The sequence below is a fragment of the Winogradskyella schleiferi genome (genome assembly GCF_013394655.1).
GTDB lineage: Bacteria > Bacteroidota > Bacteroidia > Flavobacteriales > Flavobacteriaceae > Winogradskyella > Winogradskyella schleiferi.
Genome location: NZ_CP053351.1, coordinates 2,437,627 through 2,460,170, shown reverse-complemented (window position 1 = coordinate 2,460,170; position 22,544 = coordinate 2,437,627). Strand labels below are relative to the sequence as shown.

Genomic DNA, 22,544 nt, shown 5'->3' with positions numbered 1-22,544 from the left:
GTTACTTGTTTTTAAAAATTTTGTTTGTTGTTTCTGTAAATTCACTTAACCTTCCGGCTTCTTCCATTCCTTCATTTAAATTATCCGAAACTAAAATCAGCGAATTAAGTTGTTGTTTGCCTTCATTCATACCTATAGAGATTAAATTAAAAGCATCTATGGTTTGGTTATAAGCCAAAAGTGCTTCTTGTTTTTCTTCTTCTGTAGGACCAATAAAAGTTGGTACAATTAAACCAAGCATTAGAACGGCAACAGCTGCGACAGAAATCCATTGATACAATTTTGTGTTTTTAGTTTTTAATGGAACGTCTTTAGTGTACTGCTCATTTTTTGATTGCGAAAAGTATTGGAACATCGGTTTGTAATGCTCTAAATGTGGTGCTACTTTATCACTTAAGAAATACGCTTTTAATTGCGCTTCTTCCTGTAGCGTTGTCTCCGCATTGTTATACTTTTCTATTAATTTTTCTATATTATTTAATACCATGTCGATGTGTATTAGTTAATTTTTCTCTTATTGTTTTTCGTGCTCTCGATAAATTGACGCGTATTGCTGTTTCATTCATGTCTAGCATTTTGGCGATTTCCGCAAAATCATATTCTTCAATATCTCTTAATTGCACTATTATTTTTTGTTGTTCTGGTAGGTCTTCCATTATTCTAGACACCCAGTCCACGCTATCTTTTGCTTCAACTTGTTTTTGTAATGAAGAATTGTTATCCGTATAATTACTATGTACAATTTTTAAATTTTGCGCTTGTTTCGATTTTAAACGGTCCAAACAAAAATTCTTGGTCATGGTCATTGAAAACGCTTCTACATTTTTATAGTCACCAATCTTTTTATTGTTCTTCCATAATTTTAATAGTATCTCTTGAGTTGCATCTTCCGCTTCTTCACGAGACACTAATAATCGCTTTGCTAAACGAAATACTTTATCCTTAAACGGCATCACGATATCTACAAAATCTGCCTGTTTCATTACTTATTTGATTGGTTGGTGAAAACAATATTACTGCCTTCTATTATTACGACGATACACTTTACATTTTGTTACAAAGATTTTTATTTTTCACAATAATGTAAGTAAATTTAGAGTTTTACTGACTAAAGATTGACTAAAGAAAGAAATTGTACAATAAGAAAAATATACTATGAAGAATATTAGGGTTTTACTATTTACTTGTTTTGCTGCTTTGGCATTAACAAGCTGTTTTGATGATATGGATGATAATATCATTCCAGCTTCTACTTTAGAGATTAATGATTTTGTATGGAAAGGGATGAATGTTTTCTATTTATATAAGTCGGAGGTTCCTAATTTAGCAGACAATAGATTTGCCACAGATGAAGAATACAATAACTACTTAAATGATTTTGGTAGTCCTGAACAATTATTCGAATCATTAAAGCATAATCCAGGTACTGTTGATAGATTTAGTAGAATCTATGATAACTATTTTGATTTACAAAACCAACAAGCTGGAACGACTTTAAATAATGGCATCGAATTCAATTTATACAGAGTGCCAGGAAGTGAAACTGAAGTTTTTGGAGCTATAACTCTAGTTCTCAATAATAGTGTTGCGGATAATTTAGGTTTACAGCGCGGTCAAATTTTTAGAGCTATAAATGGTGAACCCTTAAACGATGCTAGCATAGACGATTTAAGTGACCCGATTTATCAAGATTCTTACACATTGAATTTTGCAGATTATAACGATAACAACACACCTGAATTGGCAGATGATACCATAACTTTGAATGGACAAAGTGCGGACTTAACTAAAGCCATTTACACTGAAAATCCGGTTCATGTATCCCAAGTTTTAAATGTCAATAATGAAAATATTGGTTATTTAATGTACAATCAATTCAATAGGAATTTTGATGCTGAATTAAATGATGCATTTGCGCAATTTCAGGCTGCAGGAGTTTCCGAATTGGTGATAGATTTGCGCTATAATGGAGGTGGCTCTGTGCAGACAGCGGCTTATTTGGGAAGTATGGTTACGGGTCAGTTTACAGGAGAAATTTATTCAAAACTATTCTATAATGAAAATCTAAGTAACAATAATCAAAATTTCTTGTTTACCAGTTCAATTGAAGGTGTTGGTGCCATTAATAGTCTAAATCTTTCTAGAGTTTATGTGTTAACTACAGAGCGACGAACTGCTTCTGCGAGTGAATTAGTTATTAATAGTTTAAGTTCTTATATAGAAGTGGTCGTAATTGGGGAAAATACAGTTGGAAAAACACAAGCTTCACAGACCATATATGATTCGCCCGATTTTTCCTTTGATAATGTTAATGTAAACCATACATACGCCATGCAACCTTTAATTGCGAATTCTACAAATGTAAATGATCAGCTTGTGCCACCAAATGGATTACAACCAGATATTGAATTGAGGGAACGAGCACATACATTAGGAACTTTAGGAGATGTAAATGAGCCTTTATTGGCTGCTGCAATAGCTAATATAACATTGGCAGACCGTTCTACAAATCAGTCTAGTGAAGCAATAATATATAGACCATTGGAAACTCCTGTTTCCGCTTTAGAACAAGATATGTTTATCGACTATTAGAATTTAAGCTTTAAATAGAAAAGCCGCTTTACCCTATAATGTATAAAGCGGCTTTTTAGATATTTAATTATTAATTTGAGTAATTACAGATTCAAATTAAGCCCTATATTAACACCTCGTCCTCTGGTGGTAAAACCAAAAAGTTCTTGATAGTCTTCATTAAAGATATTGGTCACATTGGCAAAAACAGTCATTTTGTGAGCAATGATTTTATGGCTGATATAAAAATCAAGTAATCCATAAGAATCTAGAGTGATTTTATCATTTTGAAAGGTATCAGGGTTGTAAACAGAATCGTCTCTATCGTCATTGTATTGATAGGATAAACTTAAAATAGTAGTATCAGATAAATCGAAATCCAGTCTGGTATTCAGTTTAATTTCTGGAATTCTTAAACTTAAATCTTCATCAACAGACGTGTAAGTTAAGTTGAGGTTTAGATTTAATTTTTCAATAAGTTTGGCTTGTGCAACAAATTCTAAACCACTAGCTGTAAAGGATGTTACAGTATTTTGATATTGAAACACAAAATTTCCAGTATCAACAAAATCAATAAAATTAGTTTCGTTTCTGTGGAAATAAACCAAACTAAGCGTTGCTTTGTTTTTCAATGAAATTTCTGTACCAACTTCTGCTGTAGCATTTTCTTCAGGTTGTAAATCAGAATTGCCAAAACTTGGTTCAAATAATTGGTAAAGCGAAGGCGTAATAAATGCTGTGCTATAACTTGTTAGAAATTTTAGGTAACCAAAATCTAAATCCACTTTGTAAGAAGGATTCACACCATATACAAAATGACTGCCATATTCACTGTGGTTATTCAGTCTCAAACCAACATTAAGGTTGAGTCCAAAATCTGAATTATAAACCACATTCGCATAAGGGTCTGTAATGGTAAATTGTGCATTTTCAGAGTCTATCGCTTGGCTAAATTCTGACGCGCCAAAAGGTATAGTAAAACTTTCCATCTGATTATCTTGATAATTAACACCTAAAACTGTATAAAATTTATCATTAAAGTTATTTCGGTTGAAAGCATCAACAACAATATTTTGAGCATTGAATAGTGTTGGAAAACTAGATTCTATCTCACGCTCCACGTCACTATAAGCAGCATTAACAGTTAAACTTCCATTTTTATAACTGAACTCAGGTGACAAACCGACTCTGTACTGATTAGAAAGCGAGACATGCTTAGCATCCTGCATAGCAAAACTGTCATCAAAATCGGCCTTAAAATTATCATAATTTGCATACGCATTCAATTTAAACGCATTGTTAAATTTATAACCCAATTTGAGATTAGCGTTGTAGCTATTGTAAGCATCGGATTCGGTTCCGGCTTCAATTGCAGACAATCCATCCGTAAATTGCTGTCCAAAACTGGCTAAATAATTAAGGTTACCAGGAGTTCCATTTACAGAAAGACTATTTCTAAAATCTTCTAATGCATAATTCTTTTCATCTGAAGATCGATTGGTGCCAAGTGTACTTCTTAAATTTAAATTAAACGCTTTTTTTGAAGCTTCCTTCAATTTAATATTAATCACAGCCGTTGCCGCACCAGTGCCATAAAGTGTACTGGATGCACCTTTTAGAATTTCAATGGATTCTACTTGGTCTGCGTTCAATAATCGTAAATCATAATCATTTGCAATTTGAGAGGCATCTGTGACTTGTATGCCGTCAATCATCACTAATACCTGGCGGTTACGACCACCACGAATTAAATAACTTAAATTTTGTCCGGAATTACTTCGCACACCGTTGATTTCTATTCCAGCGGTTCTACCAATGATTTCAGCAATGGATTGCCCTTGAAGTTTTTCTAAATCCCTTGAAGTGATTTTGGTAATCACTTTACCAGAATTTTCACGTTTAAGATAAAATCTAGAATCTGTAACAACGACTTCATTTAATTCTTCGACAGGAATTGAATCTTTCCCAATAGTAACTGGCAATTTTTGAGCATTACCAGTGCATAGCATACCAATACCAAGGATGCTACAAAACAGGTTTGTTTTGTTCATTTTAATTTTTAATTGTTCGAGAACATACCGAAATTAGTATGTAAACTTTTATCCCGAAAGTTTGACTTCTATGTTGAAATTGGCAGGTCTCCTGACTTGTTTTTTGTTACACTACCTTCCCAAGAATGGCATTTTGAAGTTGACTTTTTGTTAACGGTGCCAATCTCTCAGTGGTTTTGAAGTGAGTAACAACTCTTTTAAATAGATGCTGAAATTCAGCATAAAACTTACAGTTGCGGGAACAGTTCTGGACTTGATAAAAATAATCTCACCAGATTCCCTTTTAATCGACTTATATTTAATTGTAGTCGAACCTAATTTCGCCGTAAAACTAGACTTTTTAATGTAGTTGAAAGCTGATTTTTATCATTTTTTTTTATTCATTTTGTAGATTAAATAAATGAATCCGATTAAAAAATGGGCAATAATAATTCCAGCAACAATATATAGTGTTAAATTTGAATCGCCTCTCATGGTAGAATTTTTATCAAAATTAATGATAAGATTAAGATCTATAAGTTACAAATGTTACCAATGAAATTTATCAAAATTGTAATACTTCTTTTAATTGTTAGTTCATGTAAGAACGCATCTAAAAAAGAGATAAATTCAATTCCTGAAACAGAAAAACTCAATTTAAAATATGCTGAAGGTTTTTCGGTGGCTTATTATGAAAACTTTAAAGTTTTAAACATCACAAAACCTTGGCCACAAGCAGAAAAGTCTTATAGATACGTTCTTATTTCAAAAGAAAATATGGCGAAAACTACCTTTGCTAGAAATGAGTATGATGCCATAATTGTGAATCCTGCAGAAACCATTGTTGTAACATCTACGACTCATATTCCTGCATTGGAATTATTAAATGTTGAAGACGCTCTAATCGGATTTCCTGGTGTGGATTATATTTCTTCAGAAAATACGAGACTGTTAATCGACGAAAAAAAAATTAGAGAGCTTGGAAAAAATGAAGGTATAAATACAGAAGTTTTACTAGATATCAATCCAGATGTAGTGGTTGGTTTTGGTGTCGATGGCGTAAATAAAACGTTTGAAGTTATTAAAAAGGCAGGTATTCCTATAATTTATAATGGCGATTGGGTAGAATCCTCAGCCTTGGCAAAAGCGGAATGGATTAAATTCTTTGGTGTTTTATTTAGTAAAGAAAAAGAAGCCGATTCTATTTTTAATCATATTGAATCTAATTATGTAACAGCAAAAGCGATGGCAAAGAATGCTGCGGACAGACCTTCTGTTTTAAGTGGCGCCATGGAAAAAGATGTTTGGTATTTACCAAATGGTTCTAGTGCAGAAGCACAGTTTTTAAAAGACGCCAATGTTAATTACTTGTGGAATGAATCCACTGGCAATGGTAGCTTAGCATTAAGCTTTGAAACAGTATTGGTAAAAGCCAAAGATGCGGAACTTTGGTTGAGCCCATCATATTATAGTAGTTTAGACCAATTAGAAAAAGCCAATTCACTTTATACTAATTTTGAAGCTTTTAAAAACAAAAACATCTATACGTTTGCCAATAAAACAGGAGCAACAGGAGGTGTGTTGTATTATGAATTAGGAACGGCAAGACCGGATTTGGTGTTGAAAGATTTGATTAAAATTGCGCATCCTGAATTGTTAGACGGTTATGAAACTTATTTTTTTGAAAAATTAGAATAATCATAAAATTTACCTAGACCTTGCTGGTTTATTGGTGGCTGAACGTAGTCGAATTCAAAACTTGAAGGGTCTAATATCAAATGAAAACCAAACACACATATCCATTTATATTTCTAACAGTATTGTTATTGCTATGTTTTGTGGCTAACATTAGTTTAGGTTCAATAAACATTCCATTTTATGAAGTATTTGAAAGCCTTATTGGTACCGCCAAAAACGAAACTTGGGAAATTATAATTACTAAAGTAAGGTTACCAAAAGCCATCACAGCAATTATGGTAGGTTCTGGTTTGGGAATTTCAGGATTATTGATGCAAACCTTATTTAGAAACCCATTGGCTGGTCCATTTGTATTAGGAATCAGCTCTGGTTCGAGTTTGGGAGTGGCTTTGGTCATTTTGGGTTCAGGATTATTCGGTGGCGTATTTGCAACGGCTTTAATTTCAAAATGGAGTATAGTTATTGCTGCCAGTTTGGGTAGCTTTTTTGTGCTTTTGGCTGTTCTGGCGGTTTCGAGTAAAGTACGAGATACTATGGCTATTTTAATTATAGGACTTATGTTCGGAAGTATTACAGCCGCTGTGGTTAGTGTATTGTCTTATTTCAGTTCTGCAGAACAATTACAGCAATATATATTTTGGGGATTTGGAAGTTTAAGCAATTTATCTTGGGAAGAGCTATTGATTTTCTTCGGAATTTATGCCGTAGGATTACTATTAAGCGTAGTTTCAATAAAAGGATTAAATAGTTTGTTACTTGGCGATAATTATGCTAAAAGTTTGGGATTAAATTTGAAACAAAGCCGATTCGTCATTATTTTAGCAACTAGTTTAATAGCCGGAACTATAACCGCTTTTGCAGGACCAATTGCTTTTATTGGTTTAGCAATTCCGCATTTAACACGTCAGATTTTTAAAACCTCTAATCATAAAATATTACTGCCAGCCGTATTTTTATTTGGTGCAATTGTAATGTTAATTTGCGATAGTATTGCACAAGTGCCAACAAGTGATTACACGTTGCCGATTAACGCGATAACAGCTTTAGTTGGTGCGCCTGTTGTAATTTGGTTGTTGGTAAGGCAGCGAAAAATGATGTTTTAGAAATTGAAGCTCGAAGTTGGAAGCATGAAGTTTGACTTGTCAGGTTTTCAAAATCTTACAATTCTGAAAATAAATTAATGAAAGAAAATAACCAACATAGCATCCTTAAAGCAGCGCAACTTACCATTGGTTACAAAACCAAAAAAGTTGAAACTGTTGTTGCTTCAAACATTAATTTTGAATTACGAAAAGGACAATTAATTGGATTGGTTGGCGCTAATGGCATTGGGAAATCAACTTTATTGCGAACATTGATTAATGTGCAATCCGCTTTATCTGGTCATATTTCACTGAATGGAAAAATTCTAAATTCAATTTCGAATTTAGAACTAGCCAAACAATTGAGTATTGTTTTAACCGAACCTTTAATTTCTAAAAACCTTTCTGTTTTTGAGCTGGTGGCTTTGGGTAGACATCCTTATACCAATTGGATAGGAAATCTTACAACTGATGATATTGCTACAATAAATTCGTCATTAAGCCAAGTTAATATTTTGGAGTTAAAGGATAAAAGATGTTATCAACTCAGTGATGGTCAATTACAAAAAGTTATGATAGCACGTGCTTTGGCACAAGATACAGCTATAATTGTGTTAGATGAGCCAACAACACATCTCGATATGTATCACAAAGCTTACATATTAAAATTACTTCAAAAATTAACTAAGGAAACTGGTAAAACGATTCTGTTTTCCTCGCATGAAATAGATTTAGCGATTCAATTATGTGACACCATGATTGTGATGCAAAAAGATAAAACGGTTTGCGACCAGCCTTGTAATTTAATTTCCCAAGGTATTTTTGATTCCCTTTTTCCAAAGGATTTGATTGCTTTTGATAACTCTACAGGTAGTTTTAGAGTCACGAAATAACGTTTAGTGTTCAGTCCACAGTTGGCAGTATTCAGTGCTCAGTTAGCGATAATTAATAAGAAGTTTAAAGTAGTTAGTGTAAAGTAATAAGAGTGAAGTAAGACTATTAAAATTATTTTTTCCTAATACGAATCCTGCTTTGCACCTTTGCGTGATGATATTTTTCACGACGCTTTGAATTATATATCTTATTCTTCAGTCATAGAGCTCATTTTATCTTCTTCAAAATATGTCGAGCACGAGCCTTAAAACCAGAACTCTGCATCTGAAAGTCGCGTTCTAATATAATTACTAATTCATTATGAATCCAGTCATATTCATGTCCCAATAAAAACAAAGCGTTCATTGCGTAAGCTTTGGGAGCAATTTTTTCATCATTAATCATCCAATCGAAACTGGCCTCTATAATTTTTTCTTTATGTTTTTCTAAAAGTTTAGTTTTAATGATATGGTCTGTTTTGGAATAATTCGCTTTTACAAGATATTCACAAACCTTTGCCACAGGTCTAACCGCAGAATCTAAATGAACTTTAGACATGTTTTCAGTAAATGTGTCGAGATAGGGAATAATAGCTTCGAGTTTTTCACCACACATAAATTCAAAAACCCAAGCCGCTCTGCACGAAATTTTATCATCAACATCAAAAAGAATCTCCAATAGTGATGGAATTAATTCAGGATTATCCATGACCAGATAGGCATACTTCAATCGATTTTCGCGCGAATGATTCACGTAAGTTAATTCTTTGTAGAGTTCTGCTTTGTTCAATGGAAAATGATTAATTTTAAGGTCTAAAATTAATTAAAAATGAAGATTATTAAAAAAATAGGACTTTTACTTTTAGTAGTATTTATAGTTGCTCAGTTCTTTGGGCCAGAGAAAAATGATGGTGATGTGACTTCAGTTGAAGCTTTTTATGCAGATACCAATCCGCCGGAAGACGTAAAATTAATTTTGAAAAATACCTGTAACGATTGCCATAGCGATAATACGCGTTATCCTTGGTACGATAAAATTACACCAGTCAATTATTGGTTGGCAGAACATGTTGAAGATGGAAAAAAACATTTTAATATCTCCAAATGGAATGACTATTCCGACAAGAAAAAAGATCATAAACTAGACGAGTTAATTGAAATGGTGGAAGAAAAAGAAATGCCATTACCAAGTTATACATGGACTCATGGAGACGCAGATTTATCGCAAGAGCAAATTGATGCTGTGGTTTCTTGGGCAAAAACGGTGCGTTTGAAATATGCATTTTTAAAAGAACCTCAGTAAAAAAGGCAAATTTCAATCTCTAAATCCCAAATTCCAAAACTATGCCCATGTGAATTTGGGATACTTTTTATTTGGAATTTTTAAACTATGAAAAAGAAATTGTTGATTATTGGTTTTGTTTGGCCAGAGCCTAAAAGCTCGGCAGCTGGTAGTCGCATGCTTCAGTTGGTAGAACAATTTCAGAATCAAGGCTATGCCATTACGTTTTCTTCGGCTGCTAAAACTTCAGCAAATACCTATGATTTAAGCAGTATTGATGTAGAAACACGACCTATTCTTTTAAATGATTCCTCTTTCGATGCATTTATCAGAGACTTACAGCCAAAAGCCGTGTTGTTTGATCGCTTTATGACCGAGGAACAATATGGTTGGCGCGTAGCAGAGCAATGTCCTAATGCGCTAAGAATTTTAGATACCGAAGATTTTCATGGGTTACGGAAGGCTAGGGAAGTGGCTTTGAAACAAAATGAAGATGTTTCAATAAAACACTTGCAGAACGCTATTACTAAACGCGAAATTGCAAGTATGTATCGTTGCGATTTAAGCTTAATCATTTCTGAAGCTGAAATGGATATTTTAATAAGTCAGTTTAAAATCGATAAAAACTTACTTTATTATTTGCCGTTTTTGCTGAATGCCATTTCTGAAGATGACATAAAACAACTGCCGAATTTTAAAGCACGTCGACATTTCATAACTATTGGTAATTTTTTACACGCTCCAAATTATGATGCCGTTTTATATTTAAAACAAACCATTTGGCCATTGATAAGACAGCAATTACCGAAAGCAGAATTACATATTTATGGCGCTTATGAGTCTCAAAAAGTATTGCAACTCAACAATAAAAATGAAGGCTTTTTGATCAAAGGCTATGTGGAAGATCTGAACGAAGTGATGCAAAACGCAAAAGTGTGCTTGGCTCCTTTACGATTTGGTGCAGGATTGAAAGGTAAATTGATTGATGCTATGCAAAATGGAACACCTTGCGTAATGTCTGATATTGCGGCAGAAGGAATGTTTGGTGAATTGGAAACTAATGGATTTGTGAAAGTTGATGCTGAGGCTTTTGTTGAGAAAGTCATTTTGTTGTATAAAAATTCTGAAATCTGGGAACAAAAACAACAAATTGGCTTTGAAGTTTTGAGCCAACGTTTTGATAAAACAAATTTTGAATCTGATTTTGCTAAAATAATAGCGGAACTTTCAAATAATTTAAATGCATGTCGTGAAAATAACTTTATTGGTCAGTTATTAATGTATCAAAGTATGCAAAGTACAAAATATATGAGTAAGTGGATTGAGGAAAAGAATAGGTAATTTTAGGATTTACGTATAGCTACTTAAATAAGTCTTCCATAGCATACCTCACCATCTGCAGACTTAATCTATCACTATCGTCATAGCTTACTTTAATATTCAGCGCTTCCTCTAAAAATTTTTTCAAATCCTCTATGGTATAAAAAACAGTGAATTTTCCTTTTGAAATGTCATATATAATACCTGCTCGATAATTCGATCCAATTCTGTGATTTGAAGCATCGCTTCTACATTGAAAAAAGCTTTCAAAATAAAAATAATTATCATTACTTAAAAGGACTCTAAAATACCCAGCTTTGTCTATCTTATAGCTGTCATTTATTTTATTTGTAAAGTGCTGCTGTATTGAATTCGCTCTAAAGTATAAGTGGTTACCATCAAAAATGGCAAAGGAATCTTTAATTTTTTTACCGTTACTATTCTTCAGTCTAAAAGATGTACTTAATTTATTACGGTTCTGTTTTGCCGTAATAGTGTCTTGTAACTTAATTTCATTTTTTAGAAAATTATCATAGGTTTCAAAAATACCGGTTTGATATTGTTTCGTGGAAATTTGACCAAATGACAGACTGATATTGGTCAAAAAAAGAATGATAAAGATTTTTTTCATTTGAAGTTATTCTCGTACTGACTTGTTACTGAATCGTAGTACGCTTTAATTAATAGGGGTTCCATTTATTGAATTATGTCTGACATAACTGATACGATTACAGTAATAATAAACAAAACTAGAAATTTAATTTTACTAAGTCAAGTAATGACTCCTGGTATATTATACTACTATTTAGGACTAAATAACTTATTAAATTTTTTGGGTAATTCACTTCTTATTTCAACGGCTTCATTTAAAAATGGATGTCTAAACTTTAAAGAACAAGCATGCAAATACATTCCTTTTCCGTTTAAAATTAAAGGTTCTATGCCATAATCCTTATCACCTAAAATTGGGTTCCCTATTTCAGATAGATGAATCCGTAGTTGATGTCTGCGTCCTGTGAATGGTCTTAACTTTACCAAATTTAATTGACCAAACCGTTTTGATAAGACTGTTTTTTCAACTTTATAAATTGATTTAGAAGGCTTATTATCAATATCCGAAATTAAAGTACCTTTTCTGTTCATCTTTCCAATAGTTACCGCAAAGTAGGTTTTTTCAATGTCCTTATTTTCAAATTGTTTGTTTAAAGCTCTTATGGCGCCATTTGTTTTTCCAACAAGTAAGACACCTGTGGTTGCAAAATCCAAACGATGAACGGGTTGTGGTTTTGTGGCATCTGGAGAAGAACTCCGTTGTAAATTATGAACAAGCGCATTGGTAATAGTTCTAAAATGATTGCCACTAACCAAAATACCGGCAGGCTTGTGGATTACTGCCAGATAATCATCCTCAAATAATAGTTGTAGTTTGAGGTTGAATCTTTTTATAGAAGTTGTGTTTTCAGGAACGGTCAAAGTTATCGATTCGCCACCATTTATATATGTTGCTGAAGTAGCCACAATTCCATTAACTGTAATATAGTTTTTCTTGAGGGCTTTCTTTAAAGCTGATTTTGTGGGATAAGCATCAAAAATACCAACACCATATTCTTGAAGTCTCATGGGAATTTTGATGTTGGGAACGTTATGGGATTCTATGAGATTGATTGGACTTTGCTTTATATGATTCAATATTTATGAAACTTGTAGAACGCTAATTTTCTAAGTTAGGGTTTTCATTTTATAAAGTCAAGTTCAGTAAAATTTTTGGGGAACAAATAAATGTGGAGTATAGGTGTTTTTCAACAAACTATAAACGAATTAAAAGCTAATCGCTATTTGTCTTCAACAGTTTTCATTCTAAAACCCATATAGGTTCCAGTAATTAGGCTAGAACTAGCAATAAATTATTATATGGAATTGTGCGTATGTGCTTATTTCATCAGTTTATTTTTCACTAACTCGTAGCATTATAAAAAAGTAAACAAACAATTGCCTTTTGTAGTAGTAATAATCCATAAAAAATCTGTTTTCTGTTTAAGTCAGTTGAAAGATTATTTATATACACGTTTTTATTATCCGAAATTGCTATAGAATTCTTAATTGAAGCCACAAATGCGATTAAAAAGTTGAATCGATCAATAAATAAAACTTGTAAATAGTTAAATATGTGCTCTTCACTACAAGTGACTTAATTGTTCAAAGCATTTTTATTGAGCCGCCTTTAAATCAATTTTTGGCATTTTTTTGCAATTTTTATACCGATATATTTGTATTTCGTCGATTTTATTGAGGAATTATTTGTTTTTAACATTTTTTTTTGACTATTTTTAACACATTCATTTATCAGCGATTGATTAATAGCAGAATTTATCGCCCGATTCCTACCTTAACGTTGCAGTTTTAGAATTGAATATCATTAATTGATTATTCGTCTAAATTCCTGTTGATTCTTTTTTTGTTATGATAATGTTTAACAAATAAAAACTTAAAGATCAATGACTGGAAAACCAACTCTTCGCACCCGATCCAACAAATTTTATTTTTCAATTTTGAATAACGACATTCTTCATCCCTCACGGAAGGGTATATCATGTTTGTTAATGTTTGTGATGCTTGCCTTTTTTTGGCAAGGTTTTGCACAAGACGATTGTGCCTCTGCCGTACCTATTTCAGCAGGACCCCAATCTGGTACAGCTATTACGCCAGGAACAGGAAGTGGAGAAATGGGTGGTGGTCCTGATTCAGCGTGGTTTGCTTATACAGCACCTGGAGATGGTACCATTAATGTTAGTTCATGTTTCGGTGGTGCTGATACTGATTTAAGTATTGGAACTGGAACATGTGGATCATTGACTGATGTCATTAATAATGATGATTCATGTGACTTAGGATCTGGGGATTTTTACGCTTCTGAAATTCTTGGTTACCCAGTACTTTCGGGTCAAGTTTACTACATAGAATGGTCAAATGAGTGGGAGGAAGGTCCTTTTGATTGGACATTAGAATTTAATGTATTGCAACCAGCACCAGATAACGATACTTGTGCGGAAGCTGCTGCAATTGCATGTGGTGATACCGTAACGGGCTCAACTTTAAGTGCAACGGATACTGCTGGTAACGGTGCCTCGGATGTTTTCTATTCATTGGCAGGTACTGCTAATGGTGAAGAGATCACGGCAAGTTTGTGCGGATCATCATTCGATACTTTAATGCGCATCTTTGACGCTTGTGATGGAACAGAGTTATTTTCAAACGATGATTCATGTAGCTTACAATCAGAGATAACCTTTACCTCAGATGGCGCCACAACGTACCTCATATTAGTAGAAGGCTTCTTTAGTACTTTTAATGGAACAGGCGCTTCAGGCGACTATACTTTGGCGGTAACTTGTGCAGCACCACCAGAGTGCGCTGGACCGACAATAGACAGTTCAACTGTAGTTGACAATTGTAATGAAGACGGAACGGGAACATTCACAGTTGATATCGTAGTATCAGATGCCGGAGATGCAGGAACAGTGATCAGTGACGGAACAAATACCTTCCCAATAGTAGCAGGTACCGTAACAGCAGGACCATACAACAGTGGAGATACAGTAAACTTAATGGTAGATGCGTTAGATGATGATTGTGATGCTGACTTAGGGGAATTCACATTTACATGTCCTCCACCAGCACCAGACAATGATGCATGTATAGATGCTACTACAATAGCTTGTGGTGAAACAATCAATGCAACGTCGGTTGGTTCTACAGGTACTCAAGAAGGAGGTGCTTGTACAATGGGAGCAAATGGAATTTGGTTTACTTTCACAGGAACAGGAGGAGATATGACGTTGACGTCAGAAGCTAGCTTCGATCATGAAATGGCAATATCAAGCGGAGTTTGTGGAGATTTAACTAATATTATTTGTGATGATAGTTCTTTGGGAGCTGAAACGCACACGTTTGCATCAACACTAGATGAAACGTATTTAGTTTATATTGCACATTACAGTGGAACAAGTACAACAACTGGTACAATAGATGTCACCTTAACATGTGCTGAAATACCAACGTGTACACCTCCGACAATAGACAATATAACGGTAGTAGATAGCTGTATTGATGGAACAGGAACATTCACGGTAGATGTCGTAGTGTCAGATGCCGGAGATGCAGGTACTGTGATAAGTGACGGAACAAATACGTTCCCAGTAGTAGCGGGTACTGTGTCAGCAGGACCTTACAACAGTGGAGATACTGTAACATTAACGGTAGATGCAACAGACGACGATTGTGACTCTGACTTAGGGAATTTTACATTTACATGTCCTCCACCATTACCAGATAATGATTTATGTGCAGGTGCGCTTCCATTGGAATGTGGTGTAACCGTTACAGGTACTACAGAAGGTGCTACGGCATCAGGTCTTGATACTACTTGTGGTACTTTTACTTCCACTGACGGAAGGGATTTGTTCTACACATTTGATGCAGATGGAACTAGTAGTTATACGGTTAGCTTAGATCAACCAACTGGTTCTACTGGTTTGGATGGTGTTGTCTTTGTTTATACAGGGCCATGTGTGGACCTTACAAGTTTAGGTTGTAGCGATGGTGGTAACCCAGAAGAAGTTACTTTAGATACACCAGCCGCTGGAACATATACGGTAAGGATATTTGACTATTCAGGAACTGCAGCGTTCACACTAGATCTTACATGTGTGGCTCCACCAGAGTGCGTTGGACCGACAATAGACAGTACAACTGTAGTTGACAATTGTAATGAAGACGGAACAGGAACATTCACGGTAGATATCGAAGTTTCCGATGCCGGAGATGCAGGTACTGTGATCAGTGACGGAACAAATACGTTCCCAGTAGTAGCTGGTACTGTGTCAGCAGGACCTTACAATAGTGGAGATACTGTAACATTAACGGTAGATGCAACAGACGACGATTGTGACTCTGATTTAGGAGAATTCACGTTTACATGTCCTCCACCAGCACCAGAGAATGATGATTGTGCAGGAGCATTGCCATTAGAATGTGGTGTAACCGTTACAGGTAACACAGAAAATGCTACGGCTTCTGGTCTTGATGCAGAATGTAGTGGATTTACATCCTCTAGTGCACAAGACTTGTTCTATACATTCGATGCCGATGGCTCAAGTAGCTATACCCTTAGCTTAGACGATGCTTCTGGAGGATTTGCTTTTGATGGTGTAATTTTCGTTTACTCAGGCCCATGTGTCGACCTTACAAGTTTAGGGTGCAGTGATAGTGGTAGCCCTGAAGAAGTTACTTTAGATGCACCAGCAGCTGGAACCTATACAGTGAGAATATTTGATTATTCAGGAACTGCAGAGTTTGTACTAGATCTTACATGTGTGGCTGCGCCAGAGTGTGTATCACCAACTATAGAAAATATAGCAGTAGTAGATAGCTGTGACCCAGACGGTACAGGCACGTTTACGGTAGAAATTGATGTTACAGATGCTGGAGACGCAGGTACTGTGATTAGTGACGGAACAAATACATATCCAGTAGTAGTAGGTACTGTAACAGCAGGACCATACAACAGTGGTGATACAGTAAACTTAATGGTAGATGCATTAGACGATGAATGTGACGCTGATTTAGGAGAATTCACGTTTACATGTCCACTACCTGGACCAGATAACGATGCTTGTGACGTTGCAGAGGCTATTGCCTGTGGTGATAACATCATGGGAAATAGTGATGCAGCAACAGATTCTGACGGAAATGAAGACATAGATCTTTGGTATGCATTCACTGGCACAGTTGCTGGTGAAGAAGTTACTATAGAAACATGTGACTCTGATTTCGATACGAATATTACAGTTTACTCAGGTCCTTGTGACGATGCAAGTCAATTAGTGTTTAATGATGATTTCTGTGGATTACAATCATCAGTTACCTTTACTTCTGATGGATCATCTACTTACTTAGTAAGAGTTGAAGGTTTCAGTGGTGCGACAGGAAATATCGATATGAATGTAACTTGTGTAGACCCAATAGCAGTACCAGATAACGACTTGTGTTCAAATGCTGAAGTGCTTTCTTGTGGAGACACAGTAAGCGGAACTACAACCGGTGCTACTTTTGATGATGTAGGAACTTGTAATATCTCTAATACAGCCAATGGCGTATGGTATACATTTACTGGTATTGAAGGTACAACAACAATTAGTACTTGCGATATGGCTAACTTCGATACTAAAATAAGTGTATTCACTGGAGTCTGTGATGATTTAACCTGTATTGATGGAAATGATGATGGTACAAATTGTTCAGATTTCTCGTCAGAGCTTGCCATCCCTACAACAGCAGGAGTAGAATACTTTGTGCTGGTCCATGCCTTTGGATCAGGATCAGGCGATTTTGACCTAAGTATTACTTGTGAGGGTGTAGATCCATGTGCTGATTTAGAAAGTTATGTTTGGATAGGAAACGTTAACTCAGATTGGACCGAAGCAGGAAACTGGGCTTCTGGCTTAGCACCAGGACTGTCGGTCACTGGTAATGTATTTATCGAATCATCATCTAACTATCCTGTATTAATGGATGGACAAGATCTTTATATTGATGAATGTTCGACTGTGATTGTTGAAACTGGAGCTTCGTTAACAGTAAATCCAAACGCTGTGGTTACTAATGATGGTGTTTTTGATAATACTGATGGTACAGTTACTTTTGAATCGGATGATTCAGGGTCTGCTTATATAGGATCAGGTAATGGTATGTTCGTAGGTGATTATACGGTAGAACGATATATTCCTGCAAAAAGAGCTTACCGTCAATTAGGTTCGCCTGTAACAACAAGCACTCCTATATCTGAGAACTGGCAGTTAGATACCCATATTACTGGACCAGTAGGTAATATAAATGGCTTTGATGAAACAGAAACTGGTAATCCATCTATGTATATATTTGATAATATGGTTTATGACTATGTGCAAATGGCTAACACCAATGCCACTAATTTATATCCAGGAACTATGTATCATACCTTAATTAGAGGTGACAGAACAACGGATTTAACAAATAATGAAGCAACGCCGTCTGTAACCACATTACGTGCTACAGGGGAGTTAACTGCAGAGAATGAAGGATCTAAAACTATCTCAGTCAATGTACCTGAACAAAGATTCATTGCTGCTGGTAATCCATTCCAGTCTCAAGTAGATATGAATGTTGTGTTAACGACAAATGCAACAAATATAAGTCCTAATTATTACTGGGTTTGGGATCCAACCCTAGGTGCAAGAGGAGCATATACTGCTATAATTGCATCTTCTGGTACGGCTTCGTCAGGAGATTCTGATGCCAATCAGTATTTACAAGCAGGACAAGCAGGTTGGGTTTACACAGCAGGAGCTGGTGTATCGTCTGTAAGTTTTACACAAGCAAGTAAAAATTCATCCGGACTTGAAACATCAACATTTAGAGAATCAAGTGACTTGACTAGCCAAGGGCAATTACGTTTATCGTTATACGAAAGTAGTGCATTAGCTAACAACGAGACGGCTACAGATGGCTTATTGATTTTATTTGACACCGAAGGAAGTAATACTGTTGATGCTAATGACGCTCAAAATATTACTAACCTAGATGAGAATTTCGCAACTAATAATAACGATGTTTTATTGAGTATTGAAAGTAGAGCGACACCAATGGATGAGGAAGAAATCCAATTGGAAATTAATACCTACAGAAATACCAACTATACAATAGTGGCAGAAGGTATCTCTATGCAAGGTGCAACGGCATATTTATATGATAACTTTACGGATTCATATACGCAAATTCCGCAAAGTGGTATCGTTAATTATGATTATACAATCGATTCAGAAATTTCTGGTTCTATTGACGCTAGCCGATTTACGATAGTCTTTAGTGTAGAGGCTTTATCAGTTGGCACTTCAGATATGGAGGAAATCCTATTGTATCCTAACCCAACAAACATTGGTAAATTTTATTTAAATATTCCATTAGGCATGGATGATTTAGAAGTAACAATTTACAGTGTATTAGGTGCTAGATTATACAATGAAACTGGATTTACTGCAGGGCGTAGAGTCACTATTGATGCAACCTCAAAATTAGATTTGGGTACATATTTTGTAGAATTGAGTTCTCAAGGAAAAACAACAGTTAAAAAATTAATTATTAATTAATAAAATAGAAACAATGAAAAATTCAAAAATCAAATTTATTAAGGTCATTAGTACAGTAGTTATTGTTTTTGCAATAGTTAGTACAACGAACTTATACGCACAAGGACCTCCGGGAGGAGCTACTGACACTCAAGATGCTATTCCACTAGATGGTGGGCTAATTGCCCTGGTAATAGGTGCGGCGGCATATGGAGTAAAAAAATTACGAGATAATAATAAGTAATGATAAACGTAAGTTCGTTAAAGAATGAAATTCCATTACCAATAAGGCTTTTTTTAGGAAAAGCCTTATTGTTTTTTGTTGCATGGAAAATTATCTATGTTGGTTTTTTATTAGATTCAAAAATTTTAGATTACCCTTTAACTACGCATGTTGGTGAGGCATCGACAGAATTACTAAATCGATTTAGTTCCATGTCTGGATTTGAAGCTGTAAGGGAAGCTAAGACAACCTTATATGAAGGTGAATACACAACAGTAGAAGCCTCAGAAATATATCATAATGGTAAAAGTATTTTACATATAGCAGACGTCTGTAATGGATTGGAATTGATTGTGCTATATATTGGTTTTATAGTGTGTATGCCATCAAATTTTTGGCGTAAAGTACTGTACATTATCCTAGGAGCTATACTTCTAGATATGGTTAATATCTTTAGATGTATTGGTTTAATATATTTGCGTGAATATTTTGAATTATATTTCGATTTTGCCCACAAATACTTATTTAAAACAGCCGTTTATGGAGCGACTTTTCTATTATGGATGTTGTTTGCTAGAAAAATACATTTAAAAAATGAAGCTTTACAAATCCGATAGGGTTCGTTTTATTATTGGACTTATTATTATTTTTATCATATACTCCTGTTATTATATATTTATTGCAGAACATAAAAATACAGCATTAATTCCAAGGAAATTAAGACACTTAATTTCTCTATTATTTACTGTAGCTGTATACTTCGTAGGTACATTTCACCTTGGAAAATTGAAGGTTACTTGGATGGCATCTCTTTGGCACATTGTACATATTTTGGGATTATGTATTATTACATGTATTGGTATATATGATTGGGTGTTTCTAGAAGGAAAAACGGTTCTAAATTTAAGTCGTTTTGCAAGAACAATTCAAGAATTATTAATCTCTCCAGTTTTATATGTAGCTATGGGCTTGCTTAACAGAGCTCTAAATAACAAAACTTATTGACATAAAGTCGTTCTCATTATGTATATAATACGATAATAAAGTTAGATTACCTTATTAGTCAAAAAACATCGGTATTTCTAGACAGATCATTAAGTCCATAGAAGCTAATCATTATGTGCATTCAACGATTTTAGCTTTAAAGCTTTCTAATCTGTTTAATAAACCAGTGAATTACTTTTTTAAATTAAATGAAGACGATTAACTTAATTATAATATGTGTATATCTTATTTTAATATATCTATAAGTTCTGTCGTACCTTCCGTAGCAGATTTGGCAATAACAGTTACCTTACCACCACTGCTAATAGCTGGTTTTGGATCTATATAATAAATGGGCGTATCGGGTTGTACATAATCAATTAAACTCGCTGCAGGATAGACTTGCATACTTGTGCCTATAATAACCAAAATGTCTGCGTCATAGCATATTTTAACGGCGGTTTCAATTTCGGGAACGGCTTCTCCGAACCATACAATATGAGGACGTAATTGGTAACCTTTGCCACATAAGTCACCAAGATTAATATTCTCTGTCCAATCTTTGATGTCATTGTGGTTTCCCGTACTTCGTATTTTTCGCAATTCACCATGAAGATGTACTACATCAGAACTACCAGCTCTTTCGTGCAGGTCGTCAACGTTTTGGGTTATAATCGTGACTTTATAATCATTTTCAAGCTGAGCCAAATCTTTATGTGCTTGGTTGGGTTCTACCTCATTTAATTGTTTTCTCCTTTTGTTATAAAAGTTTAAGACCAATTCAGGATTTCTTGCAAAACCTTCAGGTGAAGCGACTTCCATTACATCATGGCCTTCCCACAGTCCGTCTGCATCCCTAAATGTTTTTATACCACTTTCGGCACTCATACCAGCTCCTGTCAATACGACAATATGTTTTTTCATAGACTAAAAATAAGAAAATTACCTCATTTTGAATTACGTTTTATTGCGTGATTTGGCAATTTCATCAGATTTACTTCAATTTAAGAGATTGCCACGTCATTCATTTCTCATTCCTCACAATGACAGTTCAATTTTAATTTAGGTTTATTATTTTTGAATCATGCAAGATCTAAAACTTCTAGAATACCTAGAAACTTTCGTAACCAAAAAACGAATAGAACGTTTCCAAACGGTTCTACACAATCGAACTAAGCATTTCACGGTTGCTACTGAAGACGTGTACCAATTGCATAATACCAGTGCCGTTATGCGATCTTGCGATGTATTTGGTGTTCAGGAACTAAATATTATTGAAGAAGTCAATTCTAAAGATATCGATAGGGAAATTGCAATGGGTGCGCAAAAGTGGGTGGACTTGAATCGTTATAATTCGGTTACGGATTGTATCAAGGATTTAAAGTCGAAAGGCTACCAAATTGTAGCAACAACGCCACATGTTAATGATTGTGAGCTAATAGATTTTGATATTACGGAAAAATCATGTTTTTTCTTTGGAGGGAAACAGAAGGTCTTTCACAACAAGTCATCGATGAAGCTGATTGCTTTTTAAAAATTCCAATGGTAGGATTTACGGAAAGTCTTAATATTTCGGTATCTGCAGCCATTATTCTCCAGCATGTCACTTCACAATTAAGAAAGTCTGACATAAATTGGAATTTGACTGAAGAAGAAATTATTGAAAAACGCTTTGATTGGATTAAAAAAACCATCAAGGATTATGATGCCATTATAGCACATTATCAATCTGAATCATAATTTTTCGTAAATTTATAGGACTAACTAAAAAATCAAATTTCCATGATGACATTATTCTATGTCGTGCTAACAATAATTGTGCTAATTGTTTTTTTAGCCCTCATTGCCCCTAAAACTTATGACTTAAGTCGAAGTATCACCATAAATAAGCCCATCGCTGAAGTTTTTAATTATCTTAAATATATTAAAAATCAAGATGATTGGTCGCCTTGGAAAAAAAAGGATCCTAATATGAAGCAAGAATTTACTGGTTTTGATGGAGAAGTAGGGTTTGTTTCAAAATGGGAAGGCAACAAAGACGTTGGAACTGGTGAACAAGAAATAACGAGTATTACGAAAAATAAATCCGTTAAAAGTCAATTGCGTTTTTTTAAACCTTGGAAGTCACAATCTGATGCTTATTTAACCGTAAATGAAATAGATGCCGAAACTACCAATGTGGTTTGGGGTTTTACTGGACATAACAAACCACCTTCAAATATTTTCTTTCTATTTTTTAATATGGATAAAACCGTAGGAAGGGATTTTGAAGCAGGACTGGCTGATTTAAAACAAATATTAGAATCTAAATAAAAAAGGT

The 22,544-nt window shown here is 34.6% G+C and carries 17 protein-coding genes, 1 pseudogene and 1 riboswitch; of the genes and pseudogenes, 11 read left to right on the top strand and 7 right to left on the bottom strand.

The annotated features are described in order from the left end of the window. Nucleotide 1: 1 nt before the first annotated feature. Both HM990_RS10625 and HM990_RS10620 read right to left on the bottom strand, forming a co-directional pair. Nucleotides 2–487, bottom strand: a complete 486-nt coding sequence (locus HM990_RS10625) for a hypothetical protein (RefSeq protein WP_178988914.1) — start codon at nt 485–487, stop codon at nt 2–4. Beyond that, nucleotides 474–983, bottom strand: a complete 510-nt coding sequence (locus HM990_RS10620) for an RNA polymerase sigma factor (RefSeq protein WP_178988913.1) — start codon at nt 981–983, stop codon at nt 474–476. Before HM990_RS10620 ends, HM990_RS10625 begins: the two co-directional genes overlap by 14 nt. A gap of 172 nt (nt 984–1,155) precedes the next feature. On the opposite strand from HM990_RS10620, the gene HM990_RS10615 reads away from it, so the two are divergent. Further along, complete coding sequence (locus tag HM990_RS10615) at nt 1,156–2,592, top strand: S41 family peptidase (protein WP_229719249.1); 1,437 nt, start codon at nt 1,156–1,158, stop codon at nt 2,590–2,592. Nucleotides 2,593–2,675: 83 nt separating this feature from the next. Here HM990_RS10615 and HM990_RS10610 read toward each other — a convergent pair whose 3' ends face one another. Beyond that, nucleotides 2,676–4,622, bottom strand: coding sequence for a TonB-dependent receptor plug domain-containing protein (locus tag HM990_RS10610; protein WP_178988912.1), 1,947 nt, complete (start codon nt 4,620–4,622; stop codon nt 2,676–2,678). A 64-nt stretch (nt 4,623–4,686) separates the two neighbouring features. Next, nucleotides 4,687–4,955: riboswitch (cobalamin riboswitch) on the bottom strand. Nucleotides 4,956–5,156: 201 nt separating this feature from the next. Between HM990_RS10610 and HM990_RS10605 the strand changes: the two genes are divergently transcribed. The 3 genes from HM990_RS10605 to HM990_RS10595 all read left to right on the top strand — a co-directional run bounded on the left by HM990_RS10605 (nt 5,157) and on the right by HM990_RS10595 (nt 8,274). Beyond that, nucleotides 5,157–6,299: an ABC transporter substrate-binding protein gene (locus tag HM990_RS10605; RefSeq protein WP_178988911.1), complete on the top strand. Its 1,143-nt coding sequence runs from the start codon at nt 5,157–5,159 to the stop codon at nt 6,297–6,299. 80 nt (nt 6,300–6,379) lie between these two features. Then, nucleotides 6,380–7,402 carry a FecCD family ABC transporter permease gene (locus HM990_RS10600; protein WP_178988910.1) on the top strand — a complete coding sequence of 341 codons (1,023 nt, stop codon included), beginning with the start codon at nt 6,380–6,382 and terminating at the stop codon, nt 7,400–7,402. 77 nt (nt 7,403–7,479) lie between these two features. Next, the gene (locus HM990_RS10595; RefSeq protein WP_178988909.1) at nt 7,480–8,274 is read left to right on the top strand and encodes an ABC transporter ATP-binding protein; all 795 of its coding nucleotides are present in this window, start codon (nt 7,480–7,482) and stop codon (nt 8,272–8,274) included. A gap of 208 nt (nt 8,275–8,482) precedes the next feature. On the opposite strand, the gene HM990_RS10590 is transcribed toward HM990_RS10595, so the two are convergent. Next, entirely contained in the window at nt 8,483–9,043 is a 561-nt protein-coding gene (locus tag HM990_RS10590) for an adenylosuccinate lyase (protein WP_178988908.1), read from the bottom strand. 39 nt (nt 9,044–9,082) lie between these two features. On the opposite strand from HM990_RS10590, the gene HM990_RS10585 reads away from it, so the two are divergent. Together HM990_RS10585 and HM990_RS10580 are read left to right on the top strand one after the other, a co-directional pair. After that, on the top strand, nt 9,083–9,556 hold the full coding sequence (locus HM990_RS10585; RefSeq protein ID WP_178988907.1) for a heme-binding domain-containing protein: 474 nt from the start codon (nt 9,083–9,085) through the stop codon (nt 9,554–9,556). Between the two features lie 87 nt (nt 9,557–9,643). Then, complete coding sequence (locus HM990_RS10580) at nt 9,644–10,876, top strand: glycosyltransferase (RefSeq protein WP_178988906.1); 1,233 nt, start codon at nt 9,644–9,646, stop codon at nt 10,874–10,876. 19 nt (nt 10,877–10,895) lie between these two features. Here HM990_RS10580 and HM990_RS10575 read toward each other — a convergent pair whose 3' ends face one another. Both HM990_RS10575 and HM990_RS10570 read right to left on the bottom strand, forming a co-directional pair. Further along, nucleotides 10,896–11,486, bottom strand: coding sequence for a hypothetical protein (locus tag HM990_RS10575; protein ID WP_178988905.1), 591 nt, complete (start codon nt 11,484–11,486; stop codon nt 10,896–10,898). A 170-nt stretch (nt 11,487–11,656) separates the two neighbouring features. After that, nucleotides 11,657–12,475 carry an RluA family pseudouridine synthase gene (locus tag HM990_RS10570; RefSeq protein ID WP_178988904.1) on the bottom strand — a complete coding sequence of 273 codons (819 nt, stop codon included), beginning with the start codon at nt 12,473–12,475 and terminating at the stop codon, nt 11,657–11,659. A 989-nt stretch (nt 12,476–13,464) separates the two neighbouring features. Here HM990_RS10570 and HM990_RS10565 point away from each other — a divergent pair. The 3 genes from HM990_RS10565 to HM990_RS10555 are packed head-to-tail and all read left to right on the top strand — an operon-like array spanning nt 13,465 to nt 19,857. Further along, nucleotides 13,465–19,038: a T9SS type A sorting domain-containing protein gene (locus tag HM990_RS10565; protein WP_178988903.1), complete on the top strand. Its 5,574-nt coding sequence runs from the start codon at nt 13,465–13,467 to the stop codon at nt 19,036–19,038. 13 nt (nt 19,039–19,051) lie between these two features. Next, nucleotides 19,052–19,261: a PID-CTERM protein-sorting domain-containing protein gene (locus HM990_RS10560; protein WP_178988902.1), complete on the top strand. Its 210-nt coding sequence runs from the start codon at nt 19,052–19,054 to the stop codon at nt 19,259–19,261. After that, nucleotides 19,261–19,857, top strand: coding sequence for an archaeosortase/exosortase family protein (locus tag HM990_RS10555; RefSeq protein ID WP_178988901.1), 597 nt, complete (start codon nt 19,261–19,263; stop codon nt 19,855–19,857). The genes HM990_RS10560 and HM990_RS10555 overlap by 1 nt, the downstream gene beginning before the upstream one ends. A 613-nt stretch (nt 19,858–20,470) precedes the next feature. Here HM990_RS10555 and HM990_RS10550 read toward each other — a convergent pair. Then, nucleotides 20,471–21,148: an SIR2 family NAD-dependent protein deacylase gene (locus tag HM990_RS10550; protein WP_178988900.1), complete on the bottom strand. Its 678-nt coding sequence runs from the start codon at nt 21,146–21,148 to the stop codon at nt 20,471–20,473. Between the two features lie 160 nt (nt 21,149–21,308). Here HM990_RS10550 and HM990_RS10545 point away from each other — a divergent pair. Continuing rightward, nucleotides 21,309–21,964, top strand: a pseudogene (locus tag HM990_RS10545) (TrmH family RNA methyltransferase). 42 nt (nt 21,965–22,006) lie between these two features. Beyond that, nucleotides 22,007–22,537, top strand: a complete 531-nt coding sequence (locus HM990_RS10540; RefSeq protein ID WP_317166910.1) for an SRPBCC family protein — start codon at nt 22,007–22,009, stop codon at nt 22,535–22,537. Nucleotides 22,538–22,544 lie beyond the last annotated feature (7 nt).

Coding starts and splice junctions, on each gene's coding strand:
- HM990_RS10600 (WP_178988910.1), top strand. CDS start 6,380: ATGAAAACCAAACACACATATCCATTTATATTTCTAACAGTATTGTTA.
- HM990_RS10610 (WP_178988912.1), bottom strand. CDS start 4,622: ATGAACAAAACAAACCTGTTTTGTAGCATCCTTGGTATTGGTATGCTA.
- HM990_RS10570 (WP_178988904.1), bottom strand. CDS start 12,475: ATGAGACTTCAAGAATATGGTGTTGGTATTTTTGATGCTTATCCCACA.
- HM990_RS10585 (WP_178988907.1), top strand. CDS start 9,083: ATGAAGATTATTAAAAAAATAGGACTTTTACTTTTAGTAGTATTTATA.
- HM990_RS10565 (WP_178988903.1), top strand. CDS start 13,465: ATGCTTGCCTTTTTTTGGCAAGGTTTTGCACAAGACGATTGTGCCTCT.
- HM990_RS10620 (WP_178988913.1), bottom strand. CDS start 983: ATGAAACAGGCAGATTTTGTAGATATCGTGATGCCGTTTAAGGATAAA.
- HM990_RS10605 (WP_178988911.1), top strand. CDS start 5,157: ATGAAATTTATCAAAATTGTAATACTTCTTTTAATTGTTAGTTCATGT.
- HM990_RS10575 (WP_178988905.1), bottom strand. CDS start 11,486: ATGAAAAAAATCTTTATCATTCTTTTTTTGACCAATATCAGTCTGTCA.
- HM990_RS10615 (WP_229719249.1), top strand. CDS start 1,156: ATGAAGAATATTAGGGTTTTACTATTTACTTGTTTTGCTGCTTTGGCA.
- HM990_RS10555 (WP_178988901.1), top strand. CDS start 19,261: ATGATAAACGTAAGTTCGTTAAAGAATGAAATTCCATTACCAATAAGG.
- HM990_RS10580 (WP_178988906.1), top strand. CDS start 9,644: ATGAAAAAGAAATTGTTGATTATTGGTTTTGTTTGGCCAGAGCCTAAA.
- HM990_RS10595 (WP_178988909.1), top strand. CDS start 7,480: ATGAAAGAAAATAACCAACATAGCATCCTTAAAGCAGCGCAACTTACC.
- HM990_RS10540 (WP_317166910.1), top strand. CDS start 22,007: ATGATGACATTATTCTATGTCGTGCTAACAATAATTGTGCTAATTGTT.
- HM990_RS10550 (WP_178988900.1), bottom strand. CDS start 21,148: ATGAAAAAACATATTGTCGTATTGACAGGAGCTGGTATGAGTGCCGAA.
- HM990_RS10625 (WP_178988914.1), bottom strand. CDS start 487: ATGGTATTAAATAATATAGAAAAATTAATAGAAAAGTATAACAATGCG.
- HM990_RS10560 (WP_178988902.1), top strand. CDS start 19,052: ATGAAAAATTCAAAAATCAAATTTATTAAGGTCATTAGTACAGTAGTT.